Origin of the sequence: Stenotrophomonas sp. AS1, assembly GCF_048957655.1 — a bacterium.
Classification (GTDB): Bacteria; Pseudomonadota; Gammaproteobacteria; order Xanthomonadales; family Xanthomonadaceae; genus Stenotrophomonas; species Stenotrophomonas bentonitica_A.
The window spans coordinates 513,463-533,295 of the sequence record NZ_JARVXM010000006.1; the positions used below are offsets into that span (position 1 = coordinate 513,463).

23 protein-coding genes are annotated in these 19,833 nt (G+C 63.2%); 11 read left to right on the forward strand and 12 right to left on the reverse strand.

All coding sequences use genetic code 11. The features are described 5' to 3' along the window. Positions 1-104: 104 nt before the first annotated feature. The gene (locus PV764_RS11275; protein ID WP_421116613.1) at positions 105-1,709 is read left to right on the forward strand and encodes an ABC-F family ATP-binding cassette domain-containing protein; all 1,605 of its coding nucleotides are present in this window, start codon (positions 105-107) and stop codon (positions 1,707-1,709) included. Between the two features lie 76 nt (positions 1,710-1,785). On the opposite strand, the gene PV764_RS11280 is transcribed toward PV764_RS11275, so the two are convergent. Continuing rightward, a complete protein-coding gene (locus PV764_RS11280) occupies positions 1,786-3,114 on the reverse strand; it encodes a GTP-binding protein (protein WP_046272886.1) in 1,329 nt (442 codons plus the stop codon). A 70-nt stretch (positions 3,115-3,184) separates the two neighbouring features. On the opposite strand from PV764_RS11280, the gene PV764_RS11285 reads away from it, so the two are divergent. After that, complete coding sequence (locus tag PV764_RS11285; RefSeq protein WP_046272885.1) at positions 3,185-3,556, forward strand: MerC domain-containing protein; 372 nt, start codon at positions 3,185-3,187, stop codon at positions 3,554-3,556. 14 nt (positions 3,557-3,570) lie between these two features. Here the strand turns inward: PV764_RS11285 and PV764_RS11290 are convergent, their stop codons facing one another. Continuing rightward, positions 3,571-3,855, reverse strand: a complete 285-nt coding sequence (locus tag PV764_RS11290) for a hypothetical protein (RefSeq protein ID WP_046272884.1) — start codon at positions 3,853-3,855, stop codon at positions 3,571-3,573. Between the two features lie 182 nt (positions 3,856-4,037). On the opposite strand from PV764_RS11290, the gene PV764_RS11295 reads away from it, so the two are divergent. Next, positions 4,038-4,457: a hypothetical protein gene (locus tag PV764_RS11295; protein WP_019185717.1), complete on the forward strand. Its 420-nt coding sequence runs from the start codon at positions 4,038-4,040 to the stop codon at positions 4,455-4,457. A gap of 148 nt (positions 4,458-4,605) precedes the next feature. Here PV764_RS11295 and PV764_RS11300 read toward each other — a convergent pair whose 3' ends face one another. Continuing rightward, a complete protein-coding gene (locus tag PV764_RS11300; RefSeq protein ID WP_046272922.1) occupies positions 4,606-5,091 on the reverse strand; it encodes an REP-associated tyrosine transposase in 486 nt (161 codons plus the stop codon). A gap of 193 nt (positions 5,092-5,284) precedes the next feature. Between PV764_RS11300 and PV764_RS11305 the strand changes: the two genes are divergently transcribed. Then, positions 5,285-6,127 (forward strand): MnmC family methyltransferase, encoded by an 843-nt coding sequence (locus PV764_RS11305; RefSeq protein WP_046272883.1) that lies wholly within the window; start codon positions 5,285-5,287, stop codon positions 6,125-6,127. 12 nt (positions 6,128-6,139) lie between these two features. On the opposite strand, the gene PV764_RS11310 is transcribed toward PV764_RS11305, so the two are convergent. Both PV764_RS11310 and PV764_RS11315 read right to left on the reverse strand, forming a co-directional pair. Beyond that, positions 6,140-6,316 carry a hypothetical protein gene (locus PV764_RS11310; protein WP_019185714.1) on the reverse strand — a complete coding sequence of 59 codons (177 nt, stop codon included), beginning with the start codon at positions 6,314-6,316 and terminating at the stop codon, positions 6,140-6,142. 114 nt (positions 6,317-6,430) lie between these two features. Beyond that, positions 6,431-7,243, reverse strand: coding sequence for an alpha/beta fold hydrolase (locus PV764_RS11315; RefSeq protein ID WP_421116614.1), 813 nt, complete (start codon positions 7,241-7,243; stop codon positions 6,431-6,433). Positions 7,244-7,574: 331 nt separating this feature from the next. On the opposite strand from PV764_RS11315, the gene PV764_RS11320 reads away from it, so the two are divergent. Further along, positions 7,575-9,323 (forward strand): DUF262 domain-containing protein, encoded by a 1,749-nt coding sequence (locus PV764_RS11320; RefSeq protein WP_421116615.1) that lies wholly within the window; start codon positions 7,575-7,577, stop codon positions 9,321-9,323. A gap of 63 nt (positions 9,324-9,386) precedes the next feature. On the opposite strand, the gene PV764_RS11325 is transcribed toward PV764_RS11320, so the two are convergent. The 5 genes from PV764_RS11325 to PV764_RS11345 all read right to left on the reverse strand — a co-directional run bounded on the left by PV764_RS11325 (position 9,387) and on the right by PV764_RS11345 (position 14,901). Then, positions 9,387-10,526: a YncE family protein gene (locus PV764_RS11325; RefSeq protein ID WP_421116616.1), complete on the reverse strand. Its 1,140-nt coding sequence runs from the start codon at positions 10,524-10,526 to the stop codon at positions 9,387-9,389. Between the two features lie 182 nt (positions 10,527-10,708). Then, on the reverse strand, positions 10,709-11,971 hold the full coding sequence (locus PV764_RS11330) for an McrC family protein (protein WP_421116617.1): 1,263 nt from the start codon (positions 11,969-11,971) through the stop codon (positions 10,709-10,711). A gap of 3 nt (positions 11,972-11,974) precedes the next feature. Further along, positions 11,975-14,065 carry an McrB family protein gene (locus tag PV764_RS11335; protein WP_421116618.1) on the reverse strand — a complete coding sequence of 697 codons (2,091 nt, stop codon included), beginning with the start codon at positions 14,063-14,065 and terminating at the stop codon, positions 11,975-11,977. 78 nt (positions 14,066-14,143) lie between these two features. After that, positions 14,144-14,401: a hypothetical protein gene (locus PV764_RS11340; RefSeq protein ID WP_421116619.1), complete on the reverse strand. Its 258-nt coding sequence runs from the start codon at positions 14,399-14,401 to the stop codon at positions 14,144-14,146. A gap of 200 nt (positions 14,402-14,601) precedes the next feature. Continuing rightward, a complete protein-coding gene (locus tag PV764_RS11345; RefSeq protein ID WP_421116620.1) occupies positions 14,602-14,901 on the reverse strand; it encodes a SymE family type I addiction module toxin in 300 nt (99 codons plus the stop codon). 333 nt (positions 14,902-15,234) lie between these two features. On the opposite strand from PV764_RS11345, the gene PV764_RS11350 reads away from it, so the two are divergent. Together PV764_RS11350 and PV764_RS11355 are read left to right on the forward strand one after the other, a co-directional pair. Beyond that, on the forward strand, positions 15,235-15,450 hold the full coding sequence (locus tag PV764_RS11350) for a hypothetical protein (RefSeq protein ID WP_421116621.1): 216 nt from the start codon (positions 15,235-15,237) through the stop codon (positions 15,448-15,450). Positions 15,451-15,531: 81 nt separating this feature from the next. Beyond that, positions 15,532-16,308 (forward strand): HNH endonuclease, encoded by a 777-nt coding sequence (locus PV764_RS11355; protein WP_421116622.1) that lies wholly within the window; start codon positions 15,532-15,534, stop codon positions 16,306-16,308. Positions 16,309-16,346: 38 nt separating this feature from the next. On the opposite strand, the gene PV764_RS11360 is transcribed toward PV764_RS11355, so the two are convergent. Next, entirely contained in the window at positions 16,347-17,162 is an 816-nt protein-coding gene (locus PV764_RS11360; protein WP_421116623.1) for an endonuclease, read from the reverse strand. A 48-nt stretch (positions 17,163-17,210) separates the two neighbouring features. Then, positions 17,211-17,612, reverse strand: a complete 402-nt coding sequence (locus PV764_RS11365) for a very short patch repair endonuclease (RefSeq protein WP_421116624.1) — start codon at positions 17,610-17,612, stop codon at positions 17,211-17,213. A 128-nt stretch (positions 17,613-17,740) separates the two neighbouring features. Between PV764_RS11365 and PV764_RS11370 the strand changes: the two genes are divergently transcribed. The 4 genes from PV764_RS11370 to PV764_RS11385 all read left to right on the forward strand — a co-directional run bounded on the left by PV764_RS11370 (position 17,741) and on the right by PV764_RS11385 (position 19,770). Continuing rightward, on the forward strand, positions 17,741-19,063 hold the full coding sequence (locus PV764_RS11370; protein WP_421116625.1) for a DNA cytosine methyltransferase: 1,323 nt from the start codon (positions 17,741-17,743) through the stop codon (positions 19,061-19,063). Positions 19,064-19,122: 59 nt separating this feature from the next. After that, positions 19,123-19,266, forward strand: a complete 144-nt coding sequence (locus tag PV764_RS11375; protein ID WP_421116626.1) for a hypothetical protein — start codon at positions 19,123-19,125, stop codon at positions 19,264-19,266. A gap of 21 nt (positions 19,267-19,287) precedes the next feature. Continuing rightward, on the forward strand, positions 19,288-19,434 hold the full coding sequence (locus PV764_RS11380; protein ID WP_421116627.1) for a hypothetical protein: 147 nt from the start codon (positions 19,288-19,290) through the stop codon (positions 19,432-19,434). 210 nt (positions 19,435-19,644) lie between these two features. Then, a complete protein-coding gene (locus PV764_RS11385) occupies positions 19,645-19,770 on the forward strand; it encodes a hypothetical protein (RefSeq protein WP_421116628.1) in 126 nt (41 codons plus the stop codon). Positions 19,771-19,833 lie beyond the last annotated feature (63 nt).

Consider the following 19,833-nt stretch of genomic DNA (forward strand, 5'->3'; position numbering starts at 1 on the left):
CCGAGGTAGGCCTACATGCGCCATTGATGCCGCCGTCGTCTGACGGCCCGTCTCCACCCACCTGTTCCGCAGGAGGGGAGTCCTTGGCATCCAATGGAGGTCGCATGACCGCATTTGCTCTCACGCTCGACCGCGTGACGCATACCCTGCCCGACGGCCGGGTCCTGTTTTCCGAACTGTCCGCCGCGTTCGACGGCACCCCGACCGGTCTGGTCGGGCGCAACGGCGTGGGCAAAAGCGTGCTCGCACGTTTGCTCAGCGGCGATCTCGCGCCCACCTCCGGCCGCATCCTGCGCAGTGGGCCGGTGCACCTGCTCACCCAGCACAGCGGCGTACCCGAGGGCCGCATCGCCGATCTGGCCAGGGTCGGTGCGGCGCTCGATGCCCTGCTCCGCATCGAAGCCGGCAGCGTCGATCCGGGCGATTTCAGCTGCGTGGGTGAGCGCTGGGATCTGCGCGAGCAGCTGCAGGCACAGTGGCACCTGCTCGGCTTGCCCGCGCTGGATCCCCTGCAGCCGGCGGCGACGCTCAGCGGTGGCCAAGCGATGCAGGTCGCACTGGCCGGTGCGTTCCTGTCCGGTGCCGAGGGGCTGATCCTGGATGAACCCAGCAACCACCTCGACGCCGACCATCGCGAGCGCCTGATCGACGCGCTGCAGCGCTGGCACGGCGGCCTGATCGTGATCAGCCACGACCGCACGCTGCTGCGGCACATGGCGCGCATCGTCGAACTGTCGCCCAGCGGGCTGCGCCAGTACGGCGGCACCTACGATCTCTACGCCGATCAGAAACACGGCGAGCGGCGCAGTGCCCAGGCCGAGCTGGCCCTGCGCAAGCGCGAGCGCCGCCAGCAGCAGACCGAGCTGCGCGATCAGCGCGAGAAGATGGCGCATCGGCAGGCGCGCGCTACACGCGATGCACGCACCGCCAACCAGGCACCGATCCTGCTCGGTGGCATGAAGAACCGCAGCGAGCACACTGCCGGCCGCTGGCAGGCACAGCAGAACGAGCGCCGCACCGAACTGGATGCGCGCGTGCGCGAGGCTGCCGGCGAGGTGGAGCAGGACATCGAGATCGCCCTGCTCGCCCCGGCGATCCAACAGCCCGGGCCGCAGCGCGCGGCCGAGCTCATCGCCGCCGAACTGCCATGGGTGCAAGCGCCCTGGAACACACTGGATCTCACCGTGCAGCGCGGCCAGCGGATCGGCGTGCAGGGCCGCAACGGCAGCGGCAAATCCACGCTGCTGCGGCTGCTCGCCGGCACACTGGCACCGCTCTCGGGGCAGGTCGAGGTAGCGGCCAGCGTCGCCCTGCTCGACCAGTCACTCACGCTGCTGCCGGACGACGCCTCGGCCTTGTCACTACTGCAGCGCGCGCATCCGTTGGCCGACGAAGGCACGCTGCGCACGCAGTTGGCCCTGCTCGGCCTGGATGCCGAGCGCAGCCTGCGGCCCGTGGCCACGCTCAGCGGTGGCGAACGCTTGAAGGCGGCGCTGGCATCGGTGCTGTACGCACAGACGCCGCCGCAGCTGCTGCTGCTCGACGAACCCGGCAATCACCTCGACCTGCCCTCGCTGGGCGCACTGGAGCAGATGCTCGGTCAGTACACCGGCACGTTGATGATCGTCTCGCACGACCACGCCTTGTTGGAGTCCGTGCAGCTGACGCATCGCCTGAAGGCCACGAGAAGTGGGTGGCAGCTGATGTGAGCGCGAGGGCGGGCGTATCCCGCTCAAGCAACGGACCCAAGGCTGGAGATCGATCTGCTTTCCGGCATCCGTTTGTTCATGCACGCGCCCACGCCGGAAACGCATCCGGCAGCAGCTGCCACAGCAGCGGCCCGGCACGCAGTTCCTCATCGTTGAGCAGGCAGGCATCCAGCTCGGCGCGCACCGCGGGTTCGTCCATCGCCACCCCGATCACCGCCAGCTCCTGGCGGCGGTCGCCCCACCAGGGATGCCACAGTTTACGCATCGCCTGGTACTCGCCGGCATCGCCGACCTGTTCCACGCTGGGCATCGGCGCGGTCCAGCACGCCGCCTGCTGGCGGGACCAGCCGATATCCGTATAGGGCACGCGCGTGGGCGGCAGCAGCGGCGCGGTGTTTTCCAGGCCGGCCTCCATGCGCTCGCGCGAGGCATACCAGAAGCCGGCGGCCGAGGTCTGGGTGGCGGCACCGACGCTGGAGAGCTCGCCCACCCAGTCCATGCGGTTGGCCAGCCAGAAGAAACCCTTGCTGCGGATCACGCTGCCCAGCCCGGTCTCCAGCAGCCGTGCGAAACGCTGCGGGTGGAACGGCCGGCGCGAGCGGTAGACGAAGCTGGTGATGCCGTACTCCTCGGTCTCGGGCGTGTGCTGGCCACGCAGCGCCTGCATCCAGCCCGGCGCCAGCTGCGCTTTGACGAAATCGTAGCGGCCGGTATCAAGCACCTCGTGCAGCGGCACATTGCCCTGCTCGGACAGCACCAGCCGCGCATCGCGGTTCATCGCACGCAGCACGGCGAGCGTGGACTGCAGCGTGTCATCGTCGATCAGATCGCACTTGCTCACCACGAGCACGTTGGCGAACTCGATCTGCTCGGCGAGCAGATTCACCACACCGCGGTCGTCGTCCTCACCGGCCTGGTGGCCGCGGTCGATCAGCCGGTCACTTGAGCCGAAGTCGTGTAGGAACCGCACGCCATCGACTACCGTAACCAGTGTATCCAGCCGCGCGATGTCGCTGAGGCTGAAGCCATCCTCATCGCGCACCGAGAAGGTTGCCGCGACCGGCATCGGCTCGGCGATCCCGGTCGACTCGATCAGCAGGTAGTCGTAGCGCCCCTCCGCCGCGAGCCGGCGCACCTCCTGCAGCAGGTCATCGCGCAGCGTGCAGCAGATGCAGCCGTTGCTGAACTCCACCAGCGTTTCCTCGGTGCGGCTCAGCGCGGCGCCACCCTCGCGCACCAGCTGCGCATCGACGTTGATCTCGCTCATGTCGTTGACGATCACCGCGACCCGGCGGCCCTCGCGGTTGCGCAGCAGCTGATTGAGCAGGGTGGTCTTGCCGGCACCCAGGAAGCCGGACAGCACGGTCACCGGCAGACGCGAATCAAAGGAGGCAGAGGCAGTCATGGCAGAGCAGGTCAGGAAGGGGAATGAAATGTTACTATATAACATTCACTGACCAAGGCCCCCACGCTCCATGAAGCGATCCTCTGCCCTGTTGGATGCCGGCGCCATTGCGCTTTCCGGCCTATGCCTGCTGCACTGCCTGGCCCTGCCGCTGCTCGCGGCGATGCTCCCGCTGATGGGCGTGTGGGCCCAGGCCGAGTGGGTGCATGCCCTGTTCGTGGCCATCGCCGCGCCGGTGACCGGCTTCGCGTTGTGGCGCGCCCACCGCCAGCATCGCCTGCCCGTGCTGGCGATGGCCGGCGCGGCGATCGGACTCCTATTGCTGCTGGCCGGTGCCATGGGATGGCCGAGCCACGATGCCGAGACCCCGATGACCGTGGTCGGCAGCCTGCTGCTGGCCAGCACGCATGTGTGGAATGCCTGGCGTCGCCACCGGCATTGAGCGGACGGCCCGGCTCAGTGCATGAACATCATCCCGACCAGGAACAGCACCAGCGGCGCCGCACTGAGCACTGCACCCACGATGCCCAGCCACGGCCAGCGCTCCTGGCGCACGCGCGAGCCGACCGTGGCGATCAGGCCCACGGCTGCTGAAGCGAGTACGCCGATCGAGACGCCGGTGGTGCTGGCGCCGGCGGTGACCCCGTGGTTGGCGGCGGTGGCGATATGCGCGGCGGCCGCCCCGACGGGAAGGCCGAAGAAGCTGACCAGGCCAAGTAGCGGTAGCCGTTGAGCCGACATCGGTGCGACAGACGATGAGCGCGGCGCTTGCGGAGAATCTGGCGGCACGAGGGGTCTCCTGAGAATCGCGTCACCGTACACCATTGCCTGCCGACGACGGGGCACGGGGCACGGGGCACGCAGACGGCATCTTTTCACGCCGTGTTGGACAATGCTCCCACACCCGCCGCCAAGGATCTGCCATGCGTGTACTGCCCAGCCTGCTCTTCCTGTCGCCGCTGCTGTTGACCGGCTGCGGCAAGGACAACAGCGCCGGCGTGTTCTCCTCCGATCCGATGCTCGGCTGCTATGCCACCCACGCGCGCAAGCCCGCCGAATTCCGCATTGAGCAGCAGAGCGGCCAGTACTACGTGTCCTTCAACCGCGATGAGCAATGGCAGCGCGATGCCACGCCGCTGCAGGAATCCAGCCGCGCCGAGATCGCCCAGTTCTTCCGCGACGATGCCGACCAGATCAACAAAGCGCTGGTCCGCCCCGGTGGCGGCTTCGGCATCTTCAAATTCAACCCGGGCGCCACGCTCAAGGGCAAGGCCAAGGACAGCGACTACATGGCGCTGGTGCTGATCGGCGCCGGCCCAGTGTTTCCGGTGAAGTGCCCCTGATGGGCAAGGTTTCCGGATCCCGCCCACCGGGCCACTGATAGGGGCGGCAACCGCCCGCCCGCACCGGTGGCCCGGTCCGCGACACCCATCCCCAACATCCCCGCCCGCGGTCGTACACAGGCGGGAACCCCATCCCCATCTCCAACCTTCAGCCTGGCTCCTCCGGCTCGCGGCGACCGCGGTGGATCGAGCTGTATGGCCATTGCGTGGCATCCCTCACGTGCCCGTGCTTGACCGGGTTGTGGTGCACATAGGCCACGTGCCGTTGCAGGTCCTCGGCGTCAACGATCCGGTGCTCGCGGTAGCCGTTGTGCCATAGCGGCCGCAGGCTGCGGTCCCGCCGCAGCTGCAGCCGCGGATCAACCATCGGCAACTGCCGGTCGAAGATCGCCTGGACCTGTGCCCAACGGCGATGACCCTCCTCATCGCCCTCCGGCAGTGTCCACACCCCATGCAGATGGTCCGGCAGCACCACGATCGCGTTGATCCGGAAAGGCCGCGCCTGCTGCGCCACCCGGAACGCCAGCCGCAGGGTCTGCGCCTGTTCCACCAGCAGGCTGCTGCTGCGATCGCGCAGGTGCGCGCTGAAGAAGTAGGCGGTGCCGGTAGGCCAGAGGAGGTGGTCGTAGGACATGGCCAAAGTATCCAAAGCCGCCGGCTGCAGCGCGATCAGCGCACTCCCCGTGCGCACCTCGGACACCAGCGCATGCGCGGGTCGGACTCCCGGTCATGAATCGGTCGCATGAGGGCGGCCAGGGGCATCTCAGGTACGATGCCCACCCCTGACTGACATACCGCCTGGCGCCTGCGCCGCGGCCCTGGATCCCGTGCCCCATTACACCGGCCCCCTGCTGACCCGCCCGCTCGCCGAGAGCCTGACCCGCGCCCGCGATGCCGGCACCGGGGAATGGACCGGCTCGCTCGACCTCGGCCGCTCCACCTGCACCGCCACGCTGGCGGCCGACCACTGGCAGTGGAAGGGCGAGACCTACGCCTATCCCGGCAAGACCAAGGACCGCACCCTGTACTACTGGGACGGCGAGGAGTTTCTGGCCATCTCGCGCTTCGGCTCGGCGCTGATCAAGCTGGTGCCGACCGACTGGGACGCGCCGACCTTCGAGATCGACGGCATCAAGATGCTGCCCAGCGCGCAGGTATCCCCGTTCGAGGATGCCCGCCGCAAGGTCGCGTTGATCGCGCCGGCCGGCAAGACCGTGCTGGATACCTGCGGCGGCCTGGGCTACTTCGCGGCGTGCTGCCTGGAAGGCGGCGTCACGCGTATCCGCTCGTTCGAGAAGAACCCGGATGTGCTGTGGCTGCGCACCCTCAATCCGTGGTCGCCGGATCCGGACGCGGAGAGCAGCGGCGGTCGGCTGGCGCTGAGCCAGGGTGACGTGTCGCAGGAGATCGAAGGGCTGGAGACTGCCTCGGTCGACGCGATCCTGCACGATCCGCCGCGCTTCGGCATCGCCGGCGAACTGTATTCACAGGTGTTCTATGACCAGCTTGCGCGCGTCATCCGCAAGGGTGGCCGGATGTTCCATTACACCGGAGCGCCGAACAAACTGACCAGCGGCCGCGATGTGCCGCGCGAGGTCGCCAAGCGGCTGGAAAAGGCAGGCTTCAAGGCCGAGCTGGCGATGGATGGGGTGCTTGCAGTCAAGCGCTGAGAAAGGGGTTGGTCAACTGCCGCGTGGCAGTTTGGCCGCCCACATGTTGTCGACCAGATTGGGGTAGCGCCGCCCGTTTTCCTCGGCGCGCTGACGTGCCGCATCCTTCTGCGCCTCGGAGAGCGGCTGCGACTTCTTCTTCCCGTTGGGACTGGGCTTCTTCCAGGGCGGTGTCTGGGACTGGCGCATGGACGGTCTCGTGTGGGCTGGCGCTACAGTTTTGCTGCGCGTGGACAGCGTACAAGAACGCCCGACACGTGAGCTCAACGTGCCGGGCGCGTACAGCGCATAACGACCTGCGGCTTACTTCTTCAGGAAGTCCAGCAGCGCCTTGTTGAAGGCATCGGCATGGCTGGCATTGCAGCCGTGCGGCGCGTCCTTCAGCACCACCACCTCACTACCCGCGATGGCCGCATGGGTGCGCTTGCCCGAGCCTTCGAACGGCACCGTGCCGTCGCTGTCACCATGCAGCACCAAGGTCGGCACCGTGACCTTCTTGAGATCGCCGCGGAAATCGGTCGTGCCGAAGGCCTTCATGCAACCCAGCGCCGCAGTCTGGTCGGACTGCTGGCAGAGCGTGATGGCGGCTTGCCGCTCTTCCTCGCTGACCTTGAGCTCGCCGTTGGCGCTGAAGAAATCCTTGGTGAAGCCATCGAAGAACGTGTCACGGTCCTTCTCCAGGCCTTCGCGCATTTCATCGGCCTTTTCCTGGGTCAGTGGGCCCTCGGGGTTATCGCTGGTCTTGAGCATGTACGGCGGCACCGCCGAGGCGAACACCACGCTGTGCAGGCGCGATTCGCCATGATTGGCGACATAGCGCGCCACTTCACCACCGCCCATCGAGAAGCCGACCAGGGTGGCCTCCTTCAGATCGAGATCCTCGAGAACACCGGCCAGATCGTTGGCGAGTGTGTCGTACTCGTAGCCGTCGGCCGGCTTGTCCGATCGCCCAAAACCACGGCGGTCGTAGGCCACCACACGGTAGCCCGCATCGCGCAGCGCGGGGACCTGGGCCTTCCACGATTCGGCCGAAAGCGGCCAGCCGTGGATAAGAACCACCGGGCGGCCGGTACCACCGGAATCTTCAACGTGCAGGCGAACGCGGGAAGCAGCCATGGGAACTCCTTGGAGCGATGGGGAAGGAAGGTTCGATCCTAGGGAGAGGGGGTTGGGTGAGCCGTGAAAGAAATCGGCAGGGCGCTGACGTGGCGTGCACAGGGCTGACTGGTACCGCCCTGCCTGTTCAACGGCGCACAGGCAACCTTTGCAATTCGCGAGGACTAGCGGATGCAGGCTTTAGGGCAGTACGACGCCCCCTTCACCTCACGGTTTGCCCCACTGGTATAGGCAATGGCAATTCAAAGCACGTACGTGATAGCTTCCGCCATACTTGCTGCGCACGCGCTTGCGGGGATGCCTATTAATAGCAACAGGGGGAATTTCATTCGTGGCCACTTCAGAGCAACTAGCTGCCGATCCAGTAACACTTCATCAACTTTTTTCCGCCGACAACATCTTGAGGTGTCCGCTTTTTCAGCGGCCTTATGTTTGGAAATCAGAAAACATAAATAGGCTGTGGGATGACATCGACTCCGTACTGGACGGGCAGTGCGACGTACGCTTTCTCGGTGCGCTTGTTTTCGATAACGAGTCTGCGTCGACGTCGAGTGCGCCTGGCTCGTACTGGGTAATCGATGGTCAGCAGCGATTGACGACGCTGTATCTAAGCCTGTGTGCCCTAGCACTAGTAGCGCGTGAGGCAGACGCTGCTGATGCTTCCGATTCACTCGCCGAAGAATACTTACTTTCGCGAAAGTCGACCTCTCGGCAGATGCCGAAGCTCTACCCAACTCTGCGTGATACAAGACAGTTCAATCAAATCGTATTGAGCGCACTTGCAGGAAAAGCTAGGGTTTCACAAGCACGCGAGACCGGAGACAGCTCCGGTGCAATGTCTGTGGCGTATGAGTTGATTAAAAGATCAGTCCGGGATAGGTGCCTTGATGCGGATGGCAAGGCGTCTCCGGAGGCCGTCGCGAAGCTGAGAGAGGTCCTTCTAGAACGACTTGAATTTGTCGAGATTCGCCTGGGTCAGCGCCATGATGCCAATGAAGTATTCGATAGACTTAACAAAGAAGGCGCCCGCTTAGGTATCGTTGACCTGGTGCGCAATGAGGTCCTAAAACGGCTTCGCGACGATCCAGCAGCAGCTGAAGAAGTCTACGCGAGCACGTGGCGTCCATTTGAGACGGGATTCGACTCTTTGGATTCGATGGAAGGCTACTTCTTTCCTCATGCACTAACGCGCGACAGCTCCATAACGAAGTCAAGAACCTTTAATTCTCTTGCAAAGCGTTGGCTCAGCTCGCATGGAACTGCTGCAAACCCTGCGGAGCAGGTCGAAGCGATCATGAACGATCTTAGAGAGCATGTCGGCGTCTACAGACATCTTAAAGACGGGACCCCTCTGCCAGGCGCTCACAGGGAGTACGCGGAGGCGATGTCAGCGCTTTCCCGTATGCGCGCGCCCTCAGTGGTCTTTCCCTACATCTTTTCACTTCATTCCGCCGTCCTCGCTACCGAGGTAGATGGAAAGACAGCTGCGAATATAGTCAGAACCATTGAATCTTTCTTGTTCCGACGCGCACTCTCTGGCATGGAGCCTACGGGGTTGCACGCTGTATTCAAAGGCCTATGGAACGTGGCCGGTGCGGTTGAAGCCGACGTTCGGAGATCGCTAGAGACAAAGACCATCAAGTTCCCTAACGACGCTGAATTCGACATATCGATTCGAAGTGCACCGATGTACTCCAGAAAGATAAGAAACTTCGCGATGCTCGAGCTTGAAAGATCATTCACCAAGGGCGATGTGCTTAGCTCGTTCCCAGAAATGACTGCTGATCATCTCCTCCCACAGACTGCCAAAGATGCATGGCGGGAGAAGTTCACCCAGAATGACATCGATCAGTGGCGAGACACGTGGGCGAACTTGGTTCCATTGTCAGGAAAGGCGAATTCGGAGAAAGGGTCTCGCTCTTGGTCCGAAGCGCGGAAGCTACTGAGGACTGAGACGGTCTTCTCCACGACAAAGCGCGTGCTTGATCGTTACGAAGATTGGACACCTGAGTCGCTCTCTGAACGAGCTGGAGAACTCTCTGCATGGGCAATATCTAGGTGGCCTGATACGAAGTCTTGATACGCGTCAGCGCTTTGAGTAGTGACCGGCCGCAAAAGGCGGCCGGTCACTACCCACCATAATTTACAGCGCGATCCGCGCAACAGACTCTTCGCTGCCCTTCGGCTCGCTGTCACCGTTATTGACGGTCACGTACAGCACGTTCTTCTTCGCATCCAGCGCCAGGCTGTTCGGATGCGTCGGCACCGCGTACGTCGCCACCTGCTTGTAGGTGTCGCTGTTGTATGCGGTGACGGTGCCGCCATCGCGGTTGGTCACGTACAGGCGCTTGCGTGGTGCATCCAGCAGGATGCCCAGCGGGCCGGCATCGGTCGGGATGCTGGCCAGTTCCTTGCCGCTGGTACGGTCCAGCACCAACACACGCTGGCCCGGGTGCTTCGATTCGAAGCCCGAGCTGCTAGCCTGGTACTTGCGGATCATCTCCGAGCCCTGGTCGGTCACGAACAGGCGCTTGCCGGCCGGGTCCAGCGCGATGTTCATCGGCTGCTCGGCACTGACCTTGAAGCGCTGCTCGACCTTGCCGCTATCGGTGCCGACAGTGACGACCTCGGCCAGCAGGTTGGACGTGTAGACGCGCTTGGCCTTGGCATCCAGTGCCAGACCCGGTGCCTTAGCGTTGCCCAGGCCCGGAATGGTGTTGATGACCTTCAGCGACTGGGTGTCCACCACGAACAGCACGCTGCCCTCGCCCGAGTGCCCGGTGACGTACAGGCGGTTGTTGGCGCCATCAACGACCAGCTCGCGCAGATCGTGGGTGTAGGCAGCCTTGCCGTCCTTGCCGACCTTCTTTTCCATCAGCTGCACGACGCCGACCGATTTGTTGGTGGCAGTGTCGACCACGGTGACCGAGGTATCGACGGTATTGCCGACATACAGGCGGTTGTTGGCGTCGTCCAGCACCACACCGAACGCCTTGCGCTCCAGCGGGATGGCGGTTTCAACGGCCAGAGTTTCCGGGTTCAGGCGCAGGACCTGGGACGGACCAGCGGCATCACCGAAGCCGCCCGAGGAGGCGACGAACACGGCATTCTGCTTGGGGCTGAAGGCCAGCTCATAGAGCCCCTGGGCGATGGCTTTGCGCTGGACGGCGGTGCTGCTGGCAGATGCGGTGGTCTGATCAGCGGCGAACGCGGACGGGGCGCCAAGGCTCAGGGAGATGGCGAGGGCCAGAGCAGCCGAGCGGATTACGAAATTGCGGTACATGCGAGCTTCCTTGAAGGGGCACGGGAGGGTGTCCTGGCTCGCTGGGCCGTACGAGTGACGGCCGGCCCCGCATCTGTCTGCGCTGGGTGGGCTGGCTGGGTTTGCCAGGGAATGGTAGCAGGATGGGCTGCGGCTATGGCCTGCGCCGTTATCGGCTACATCTCCCGGCCCAAGGCACGTGTCTACCAACCCACTGGCATCACCAGTTTCCCCTGCTCCACATCGAACGGCAGCACCCACAACCTCAGCTGATCATCAAACGCGAATACCGGCAGGCCCTGATCGAACCCGGCATGCTGCGGATACACCAGCGCCATCTCACCCACGCCCCCCAGGTACCGCTGTCCATAGGCGAACATCTGGTAGAAGTCTGCCTGCTTCAACCCGTACTTCTCGCGCGGGTCGGCTGCGCGCCTGTCCAGCATTTTCCACTTGGTATCCAGCACGCGCAGCTCCTCACCCCGGCGCAGCAGAAAGTCGGGGATCAGGTTGAACCATCCCCTGCCCTGGTGGCTGCACAGGTGTTCAGACGCCGCACCACCCACCTGCCATGCCGGCGCAAGCTGGCGGGCAAGGCATACGCCAACATAGCGTTCGAACAGACGCTCCATTGGAAACATCATGCTGGGGCTGCGCCAATCCCCCCGCAGCGCCAGCGGGCTCTGCCCCGACAAGATCAGTTCGCACAACGGGCGCACAGGTCGGTAGTGCGCCATCAGCCGATCAGTACCCCAAGCACGCAGGTCCGCGGCGACGTGGGTGCTGCGCGGCACGCCCGCCATGCGCGTAGAAAGCTCATGCGCCAGCCGCCAGCTACCGGGGTTGCGCGTGCGGGCGCACACACAGCCCAACGCAGACCGCAGCAGACGGTTCTCCGGGCGGTCTTCGCTGAAGACATCGTGCTCCAGGTGGAACAGATGGGCACGGGTGGGCGGTTGCCTCAGCTGCCGCGTGGTATCCAGGCGCCCGCGCAGGAACACCTGCTCCTCGCGCACCCGGGTGTAGTCGAAACGCAGCCCGCGCTTGACCAGCTCATCCAGCGCAGCCAGGAAGCGCGCCATCACCCATTCGTTCAAGGGCAGGTCGAACAGCGCCACCCCGGCCAGGCTGCCTTCGCGCGGCGGGATGTCCAGCACCGTGCACAGCATGCGCCGCAGCAGCCGACGGGCGGAGGCGTGGTCGCCGTCGGCGGTGACATGCTTGGGCAGCACCTCCAACGTTGTGCCGTCCGGGCACTCCATTACCCCTACATACTGGTCCAGCCGTAACCAGCGGGCACCGTCGCGCTGCACCAGGGCCGCGCCGCCGCCACGCAGGCGCTCGAACTCCGCGCATAGCCAATCGAAGGACGCCTGCGGCAGCCAGGCCGCATCCATTCCCTCCTGACGCGGCGCATCGGCGCAGACGCCAATCCGCGCGTACTCGCGGACCGTGAGCACCGCCACGGCTCAGCCAGCCCGGCCAGCGAGAATTCCCCGGTAGCTGGCCGCCTGCTCAAACGCCGCCTCGTGGATGTACCACCGGGCGCTATCTGGCGCGAGCTGCACATCCGGTGCGAACAATCGGCCCAGCTGAAGGTCGCGCTGCCGCAGGAAGCGCTCGCCTTCCGGTTTGACGCCATCGTTGAGCACCCAGGCAATTCGCTGCCAATCCTCGAAAAAGTACTCCTGCAGCAACGGCAGGATGCGCAGGCGGAAGGCATCGGCCAGCGATGGCAGGTCGCTTACGCCCATCAGGTAGGCATGGCCGATAAGGTGGTCGCGCCCCAGCAGCACCTCTATGCGGTCATTGATCGTGCCCAGCAGCTCGCCCAAAGGGACATTGTCGATGACAGCGTCCAGCAGCTGTGGCTGTGGCGGCATCTCGATGAACCGGAAGCGCCGGCGCAGGGCCACGTCCATGGCCGCCAAGGAACGGTCAGCGGTGTTCATGGTGCCGATCAGGTGCAGGTTGGCCGGCACCGCGAATACCTGCTTGGAGTACGGCAGGCGCACTGACAGCGCCTCGTCCATGCCCTGCCGCTTGCTGGGCTCGATAAGGGTGATCAGCTCGCCGAAGATGCGTGCGATGTTGCCCCGGTTGATTTCATCGATGATGAGCACATACGGCAGATCGCTGTGCTGGGCCTCGATGCAGAGTTCCAGGAACACGCCGGGTTCCACTGCATACTCCAGCGCACCGCCGTCGCCCGTTCGAGCTTTCAGGCCCTCCACGAAGTCTTCGTAGGCGAAGCTCTGGTGGAAGGTGACAAAGCGGATGTAGCCTTCATCCAGCAGCGCATCGAATCGCTGCTTCAGTAGTGCCCGGCCGCCGGCGCCCTGACGGGGTGCCGTAGCCAGCAGTTGCGGGTCGAGGATTTCCAGCGCTTTTTCCACCACGCCGTAGGTTTTGCCGGTACCCGGCGGACCGTACAGAATGGTGTTGGTGGGGCGGTGCATGGGGGTCATTTCAGCCTCGTCGTCTACGGCCTCGTCCTCGGCTTCTTCGGCCTCGTCTTCAGGCTCGGCGCCGTCGCCTTGCTCGTAGGCGATGGCCACCCACAGGAAGGATTGGATATCAATCATGTCTTCCGGGGGCCAGCCGTCTTCGTTGAGGCGTTCGGCGAGGCGCGCGGCCAAGGCGCGGATGCGCTCCCACTCCTCGGTCACCATGCCGCCCTTGCCGAAATCGAAGGTGGGATCCAGCAGACTCAGCGCCCGGCGCATCTGTCCGGTCTTGATGAAGAAATAGCCGGTGGGATCATTCAGGGTAAGCAGCAGGCTCGACAGCGATCGCTGGGCTGCCGGCTGCAGGGGCGTGCTGAGCCCGGACAGGCAATCATTGAAATCATCCAGCCGGTCACCCGGTCCCTGCAGGTGAAGCAGCTCCATCACCCCGGCGCCCAACTGTATCTGGTCGTGTTCGGGAAGGTCAGCCAATTGGGCAACGATGCGCCAGCCAACCACGTTCTGGGGCTGAGGGTTATCACCGCCCACCCGAACACGCAGCAGCTTGATCAATGCTGTCCAGACCTCCTGCGCCGGTCCGTCCCGAAGCGCCGGGGCCATGATGCTTTCGTAGTGGTTGATCAACTGCCGCTTGTAGCTGGATTCGCGCAGCAGCCGCGGGTCATCAAAGCCGATAAAATCCGGGAACCGTGCCAGGAATCGCTCGCGCAGCCTCACATAGCCCAGCTCGAAGGTATCCCGCTGTTGACCGGTGCGCGGCTCTATCCGGTACTGCCCTTCGCGCTCGCGCACCAGCATCAGCGAATTGCCTGCCACCAAGCCCAGCCGCTTGAACGCGGGCGCCACACGGGAGCGGATGCGGGCGGAACCTGGGCCACTTGCACGCAGGTCGGAGGTGACCTGATAGCCGTCGGGGAAGGTGAACACTGCGGCCCTGCCCGAAGGGACGTCTGGCCGCCCCAGCATGGCGGAAGAAAAGCCCTCCCAACCGGGATCCACCGTGATGTAGCCATTGCGAATGGCACCGTCGGTGAGCACCACCTCGTAGGTGAGCGGCGATGCGGCCGTATCAGCCTGATCCGGATTACGCATGGCGCACATCCGGCGCTTGGTTGATCGTGCCAATCCCTGTGCTGACCATGCATTCCCCCTGTTTTCGATTGAGGAATGCTACGGCGGCACGCTTGGAGACGACAAGGGGCGGATAGCACTGCTTGCCATTCCCTGCATGGCGCAGGCGCCCCGCTTGACCAGGTCAAAGGCCCCGGCCTCTGCGTCGGCATCCACACACGATTGCCGCACCACATACTCCCGCATCAACCGCTGGAGCACCTGTTCGGCGGGGCGGTGCTCGCGCGCCGCCGCGTGCTGAAAGCTGGTGCGCAGGCCAGCGGCCATTTCCAACTGCATGAAGACACTCTTGCTCATGCGTTCCTCCCACTGCTGGGTTATGAAACAGGTTCTACATCCACACTGCACCGGGCGTGCAGTGACGTGCTGGCGTTTGCGCCTGGCACAGCGCAGCGCTGCCGAACCGGGGCAGGCACTGCGGCTGTGCGGCCAGGCCGCCCGCAAGGCTGGCGGGCACTAGCCGTGCAGCGGCCCACCCGGCGGGTGGGCGCGGGCGCTCAACCGGTGCGGCGCTGCAACTTGCGGGGGATCTTCTTGACCACCGGCACGGGCCGCTCCACCACCGTAAGGGTGATGATGCCGTGCGTGGCCTCCACCTTCAGGCGGGCGCCTACGTCGAAGCCGAGCTTGTCCAGCCAGCGGCCGCGCAGCTTGAGGTAGGGAACAATCTCGGTGGGACCGCACTCTTCGCGGTCAGGGTACGTCAGCGCGCCTACGCGGTAGCTGCGTGCGGGGCGGGCGTAGGGCTTGCGCTTGGGGCGCACGTCATCGGGTTCGTCTTCCCACGGCGTCAACATGTTGGACCTCCTGCAGGGCTTGCCCTTGCCGGGATGGCAAGGGCGTCGGGAGGTTAGAAACCGTCTAGCTGGAACCGGCGGGCGTATTTCCACGAGGGTGTTGTATTAGCCACCCTCCCGACAAAGGAACGTCCAACATTTTCCAGCTAGAGGAGTTTCTACGCTCCGATGAACACCATGCGCGTTGGTGCGGAGGATGGGAAATCGCTTGTTCCTGTTGATCTGGCGGGGGTTGGTTGGCGGCGTCTACGGTGCGACGCAACTGGCCCGGCTCAGTCGCAGGCATTGGGACGGCGTGGCGACATCCTCTCTGGCCTATCGGGAGGACCACAGATGACCAGGATTGACGGGGATTGGCTTGAGGCATTCGACGAGGCCATGTTGGGCTTCTTCGCTATCGACCATGCGGATGCGGGCATGGATGAATTCTTGCTGGGGTGCTACGCGGGCATTCCGGCCCGAGAGGCGGCATTGGCATTTGGCGAGGATTACGACCTGAATCGAGTAGACACGTTCTGGCCTCCGCCAGGGCTAAACGTTAGCAGCTGATTCACCGGCTGGGCTGCCTACGGCCCATGCGGCATACTCCCCACCTATCGAAGCAGTGCTTTTCATAGGCGGAGTGGCGACGTGAGCGGTTGGACTCAGCAGGAGTTGGCAGCAGCGGTAGACGCCTACCGCTGGATGGAGCAGCGCGTCGCGCAGGGTCACAGCATCAACAAAGCTCAGGTCTACCGGGAGCTATCGCAGCGTCATGGACGATCACCGAAGTCGTGGGAATACAGGATGCAGAACATCTCCTACGTGTTGCAGCAGCTGGGGCAACCGAGGCTTGACGGCCTGCGCCCGGCTGCCAACGTCGGGCCTACCATCACCCGGCAACTGACTCCCCTGCTCCAAACCACTGGCGAGCTTGCTGGGCTCAACTCTCTAAGCAATGCGATTCAGAAAGAGCTTGAGGAAGAGGAACGCCTGGCAGAAGCGGCCCATGTTTTCTCGCCTAGTAACGTCGAAGACCAAAGGCGTCGGGCGGTTGCGAGCATCGTTCGACGCCGTGGCCAACCGGCGTTCCGCAAAGCCTTGCTCGCAGCGTATGACTTTCGATGCGCTGTGACTGGGTGCGGCTTAGTCGAGATTTTGGAAGCCGCCCACGTCTATCCGTACAAGAATGAGGCCACCAACTCGGTAACAAATGGTCTTCTACTGCGCGCGGATGTGCATACGTTGTTCGATCTTTGCTTGATCGCAGTGGATCCGGGCAGTCTGAGGGTACTGACCGCGCCCTTACTGCGAGATAGTGAATACGCCGCTCTGACAGGCTCGCAGCTCGCCACCACTGTGCGAGGGGAGCAAACGGTCAGTAGGGATTCACTTGAATGGCATCTTTCGCGGTGCGAGTGGCGATGAGTGTGGGGGAATGCGTCTGCCGCACCCTCCCACATTGGCTAGCCCCTTTTTCGCCCCGCATATAGAGCTAGGTCACCCGCAGTGATGCTTGCTGAAGGCACCAGCTCGTAGTGCTCTTCGGACACAACCCGAATCTCATCGTCCTGGACGGCAAGTTCGAACATGGCAATCTTGTTTGCGGTAATGAACTGTGCAGACACTGGACGGCAGACCAGCGCCGGGAATTTCTCCCGGCAGCAGGCTATGTCCTGTTCCGTCTGCTGCCGGCCATGCTTGTCCTTGCCACCCTTGGCTTGCACAGGCACCACGTACTGCGCACCATTACGATCCAGGCCGACGTAAAGCTCATCAATCTCAATCTGACCGATGTCCTTCACCGTCGTGCGCAGGTGATTCTGCAACGAGGATGCGGTGACGCCGAGGAAGATGTCGATCAGTCGGTTGTAGCGAACCTTGGCCAGCAGTGCCTGCTCATCGCCCAGTGCGTGGGCTGCAATGATCTCGGGCGTGGCATCCGGAATCTTGACGACTAATTGATTAGCACGCGGGATGATCGAGAGAGGGCGCTCTAACCGGAACTCGTACTTGGCACGACCGGTGCCATAGATGCCCCACTCGAAACCTTCCGGAGCTGTCGCCGTGATGGACGCAGGCAAGCTGTTGCGGTACTTGAACGAGTAGATTGTATCGCCAAGATTCTTCGGCAACCGAATTCCTCGCTCTACTGCCGCATGCTCGAACTCGCCGCGCTCGAACGGCACCTTAGTGCTACCCGGGGTGTAGTTCTTTCGGAAGACCTCGCCAATGATCTCGGAGTAGCGGTTCAGTTTCGCTGCTTTCTGCGGCTTTTCCACATTGCGTCCTTCGCAAAAGTTGCTTCATTGTCGTGCTCCGGCAGATTTCTAGGCCAGAACCTTCGATAGCTTGTTCGCCAATTTGTCGGGGTATTTTAGCTCACACTCCCAGACCACTATCACTCGCCAGCCGAGCCCGATCAACTGCCGGCGCTTGCGCCTGTCTCGGCGCTTGTTGGCTTCAATCTTCGGCCCCCAATAGTCCGTTCTGGACTTCGGCATCTTTGTCTTTTTACAGCTATGCCCATGCCAGAAGCACCCGTGCACGAAGACCACGGCGGTCCTGCCCGGCAAAACAATGTCCGGTGTACCCGGCAAATCTCGACGAAGCAGCCTGAAGCGGTAGCCGAGCCCGTGAAGGATCGACCGGACAGCGACCTCTGGCTTGGTGTTGGCCCTGCCGATCCTTGACATCAGCCAACTACGGCGCTCTGGGGTAAGGCGGTCCATCCGCAGCTCCTGGTCTCTTCCCCTGAGACTGACTGGCTTCATGATAAGCCCGCGAGAAGGCCCCGACCCACTGGACATTGAGGCGTTCTCCGATCGACATTCAGCCTAGTCCGCCCTATAATTACTCCATGACCAGACCTATCGGAATCGACCTCTTTGCAGGGGCCGGCGGACTCAGCCTAGGCTTCGAGCAAGCGGGCTTCGACGTTGTAGCCGCTGTTGAGATCGACCCAGTTCATGCAGCAGTGCATGCGTTCAACTTCCCCAACTGCGCCGTCATCCCGCGATCCGTTACCGACCTCACGGGCGATCAGATCCGCGTCGCTGCGGGCGTAGGCCAACGGAAGATCGACGTCGTATTCGGTGGAGCCCCTTGCCAGGGGTTTTCCTTAATCGGCCGCCGTGCGCTGGATGACCCGCGAAATTCACTGGTGAAGGACTTCGTACGCATCGTTGGTGAGCTCGATGCGGACTACTTCGTCTTCGAGAACGTGAAGGGCCTGACGCTAGGTAAGCATCGCAAGTTCCTGGAAGAGCTCATTCAGGAATTTGAGGCGTCTGGTTACGACGTCCTCAAAGATTGGAAGGTACTAAATGCCTACTCCTATGGCGTACCTCAGGACAGACAACGGCTTTTCCTCATGGGCGCCAAGCGCGGCCTACAGATCCCTACCTACCCTCATCCGGTGACGGCCAAGCCGGGGCTCAAGGGCTCGCTGCTGCCCGACGCACCCACGTGCAAAGAGGCGCTGGACGACCTACCCGATGCCGAGAGCTTCGCCGCGCTGAACGTTACCGATGAGGTCAGAGTTAAGAGGTTTGGCAAGAGCACGCTTTACTCCGCGCTGATGCGCTGCGAGGGCGCACAGGGCTGGGCGTTTGGCTATCGCCGCGCGTGGGATCCACTGCTACTCACATCCAGTATGCGCTCTGACCACACGGAGGTTTCGCGCGCTAGGTTTGCGAGCACCGTGGCTGGGCAGGTTGAGCCGATCTCGCGCTTCCTTAAGCTGCCTCCCAAAGGCGTTAGCAACACGCTACGCGCAGGGACGGATGCTGCACGTGGCGCATTTACCAGCCCGCGGCCGATTCATTACAAGTGGAATCGCTGCATTACGGTGCGTGAGATGGCACGCCTTCATGGGTTTCCCGATTGGTTCCGGTTCCACGAGACCAAATGGCACGGTGCGCGGCAGATTGGGAACTCGGTGCCGCCGCCGTTGGCCAAGGCAGTTGCTGGGCAGATTTTGAAAGCGATTGGGAGTAAGCCGAAGCGGCCGGCCAAGGAGTTGGCGATGGGGGAAACTGGATTGCTTAGGATGAGCCTGGCTCAGGCCTCTGCCTATTGGGGTGTTCCTAGCCCGATTGGGCAGCGGGATCGGAAGAGTGGTGTCAAGAAGGCGAAGCAAGTGGTGCCCGACCCTGACCAGATTTCGCTGCCGGTGAATTGATGCGATGTAATGACCCACTGATTTTCTGCTCAGGTGTGGCTTCCCCAAAGGAGCTACTGATGAGCAAAGTTATGGAAGAAGAGATGAACCGCTCGACTGCCCGGCGCAAGTCAGCCCTGATCCTTGAGATCATCCAGGACAAGACGACGGTGGCTGCTGCCAGCCGCCAGTTCGACCTAACCGCGGCGGAGATCGAGAGCTAGGTTGAGGACGGAAAGCAGGGCATGGAGAATGCGCTGTGTCAAGCCGGAGGACGTGCCCGAGAAGTACGAGGGCGACTCAAGGATCTTCAGGAAGCCTACGGCGAGGCGATGCTGGAGATGCGCGTCCGAAATAAGCTGGCGCGCCTGCTGGGAAAGGACGAGAACTAACGGTCTCGGTCCAGCAGGGCTTGGAGGACGAAGGCGTTTCCGGTGCCGATGACCAAGCTGTGCCACTGGTTTGGCCTAGCGCGTCGCACGACGTCCTACAAGCCAACCAGATCGCCCGCCAAAGTCAGAGCCGAGCTTGCCTAGCCGATCAAGGAAATAATCGAGAAGGAGCCGTCATTTGGCTACCGCACCGTCACAACGCTGTTCGGCTTGAACAAGAACACCGTCCAGCGGATCTTCCAACTTAAGGCCTGGCAGGTGCGCAAACGCGCCCTTGGCCAGCGCCCGCGGATCGAGGCCGAGGTGTCGCGGACCGAGGAGCCGGACCAACGTTGAGCGAACAACCTGTGCCGGGTACGGAGCGGTCAGGAGGGCTGGCTCACCCTGGGTTTGGTGATC

Excerpts from the sequence above, each read along its gene's own strand:
- PV764_RS11275 (WP_421116613.1), top strand. The coding sequence starts at position 105 with ATGACCGCATTTGCTCTCACGCTCGACCGCGTGACGCATACCCTGCCC.
- PV764_RS11280 (WP_046272886.1), bottom strand. The coding sequence starts at position 3,114 with ATGACTGCCTCTGCCTCCTTTGATTCGCGTCTGCCGGTGACCGTGCTG.
- PV764_RS11285 (WP_046272885.1), top strand. The coding sequence starts at position 3,185 with ATGAAGCGATCCTCTGCCCTGTTGGATGCCGGCGCCATTGCGCTTTCC.
- PV764_RS11290 (WP_046272884.1), bottom strand. The coding sequence starts at position 3,855 with ATGTCGGCTCAACGGCTACCGCTACTTGGCCTGGTCAGCTTCTTCGGC.
- PV764_RS11295 (WP_019185717.1), top strand. The coding sequence starts at position 4,038 with ATGCGTGTACTGCCCAGCCTGCTCTTCCTGTCGCCGCTGCTGTTGACC.
- PV764_RS11300 (WP_046272922.1), bottom strand. The coding sequence starts at position 5,091 with ATGTCCTACGACCACCTCCTCTGGCCTACCGGCACCGCCTACTTCTTC.
- PV764_RS11310 (WP_019185714.1), bottom strand. The coding sequence starts at position 6,316 with ATGCGCCAGTCCCAGACACCGCCCTGGAAGAAGCCCAGTCCCAACGGG.
- PV764_RS11315 (WP_421116614.1), bottom strand. The coding sequence starts at position 7,243 with ATGGCTGCTTCCCGCGTTCGCCTGCACGTTGAAGATTCCGGTGGTACC.
- PV764_RS11325 (WP_421116616.1), bottom strand. The coding sequence starts at position 10,526 with ATGTACCGCAATTTCGTAATCCGCTCGGCTGCTCTGGCCCTCGCCATC.
- PV764_RS11335 (WP_421116618.1), bottom strand. The coding sequence starts at position 14,065 with ATGCGTAATCCGGATCAGGCTGATACGGCCGCATCGCCGCTCACCTAC.
- PV764_RS11340 (WP_421116619.1), bottom strand. The coding sequence starts at position 14,401 with ATGAGCAAGAGTGTCTTCATGCAGTTGGAAATGGCCGCTGGCCTGCGC.
- PV764_RS11345 (WP_421116620.1), bottom strand. The coding sequence starts at position 14,901 with ATGTTGACGCCGTGGGAAGACGAACCCGATGACGTGCGCCCCAAGCGC.
- PV764_RS11350 (WP_421116621.1), top strand. The coding sequence starts at position 15,235 with ATGACCAGGATTGACGGGGATTGGCTTGAGGCATTCGACGAGGCCATG.
- PV764_RS11365 (WP_421116624.1), bottom strand. The coding sequence starts at position 17,612 with ATGGACCGCCTTACCCCAGAGCGCCGTAGTTGGCTGATGTCAAGGATC.
- PV764_RS11370 (WP_421116625.1), top strand. The coding sequence starts at position 17,741 with ATGACCAGACCTATCGGAATCGACCTCTTTGCAGGGGCCGGCGGACTC.
- PV764_RS11375 (WP_421116626.1), top strand. The coding sequence starts at position 19,123 with ATGAGCAAAGTTATGGAAGAAGAGATGAACCGCTCGACTGCCCGGCGC.
- PV764_RS11380 (WP_421116627.1), top strand. The coding sequence starts at position 19,288 with ATGGAGAATGCGCTGTGTCAAGCCGGAGGACGTGCCCGAGAAGTACGA.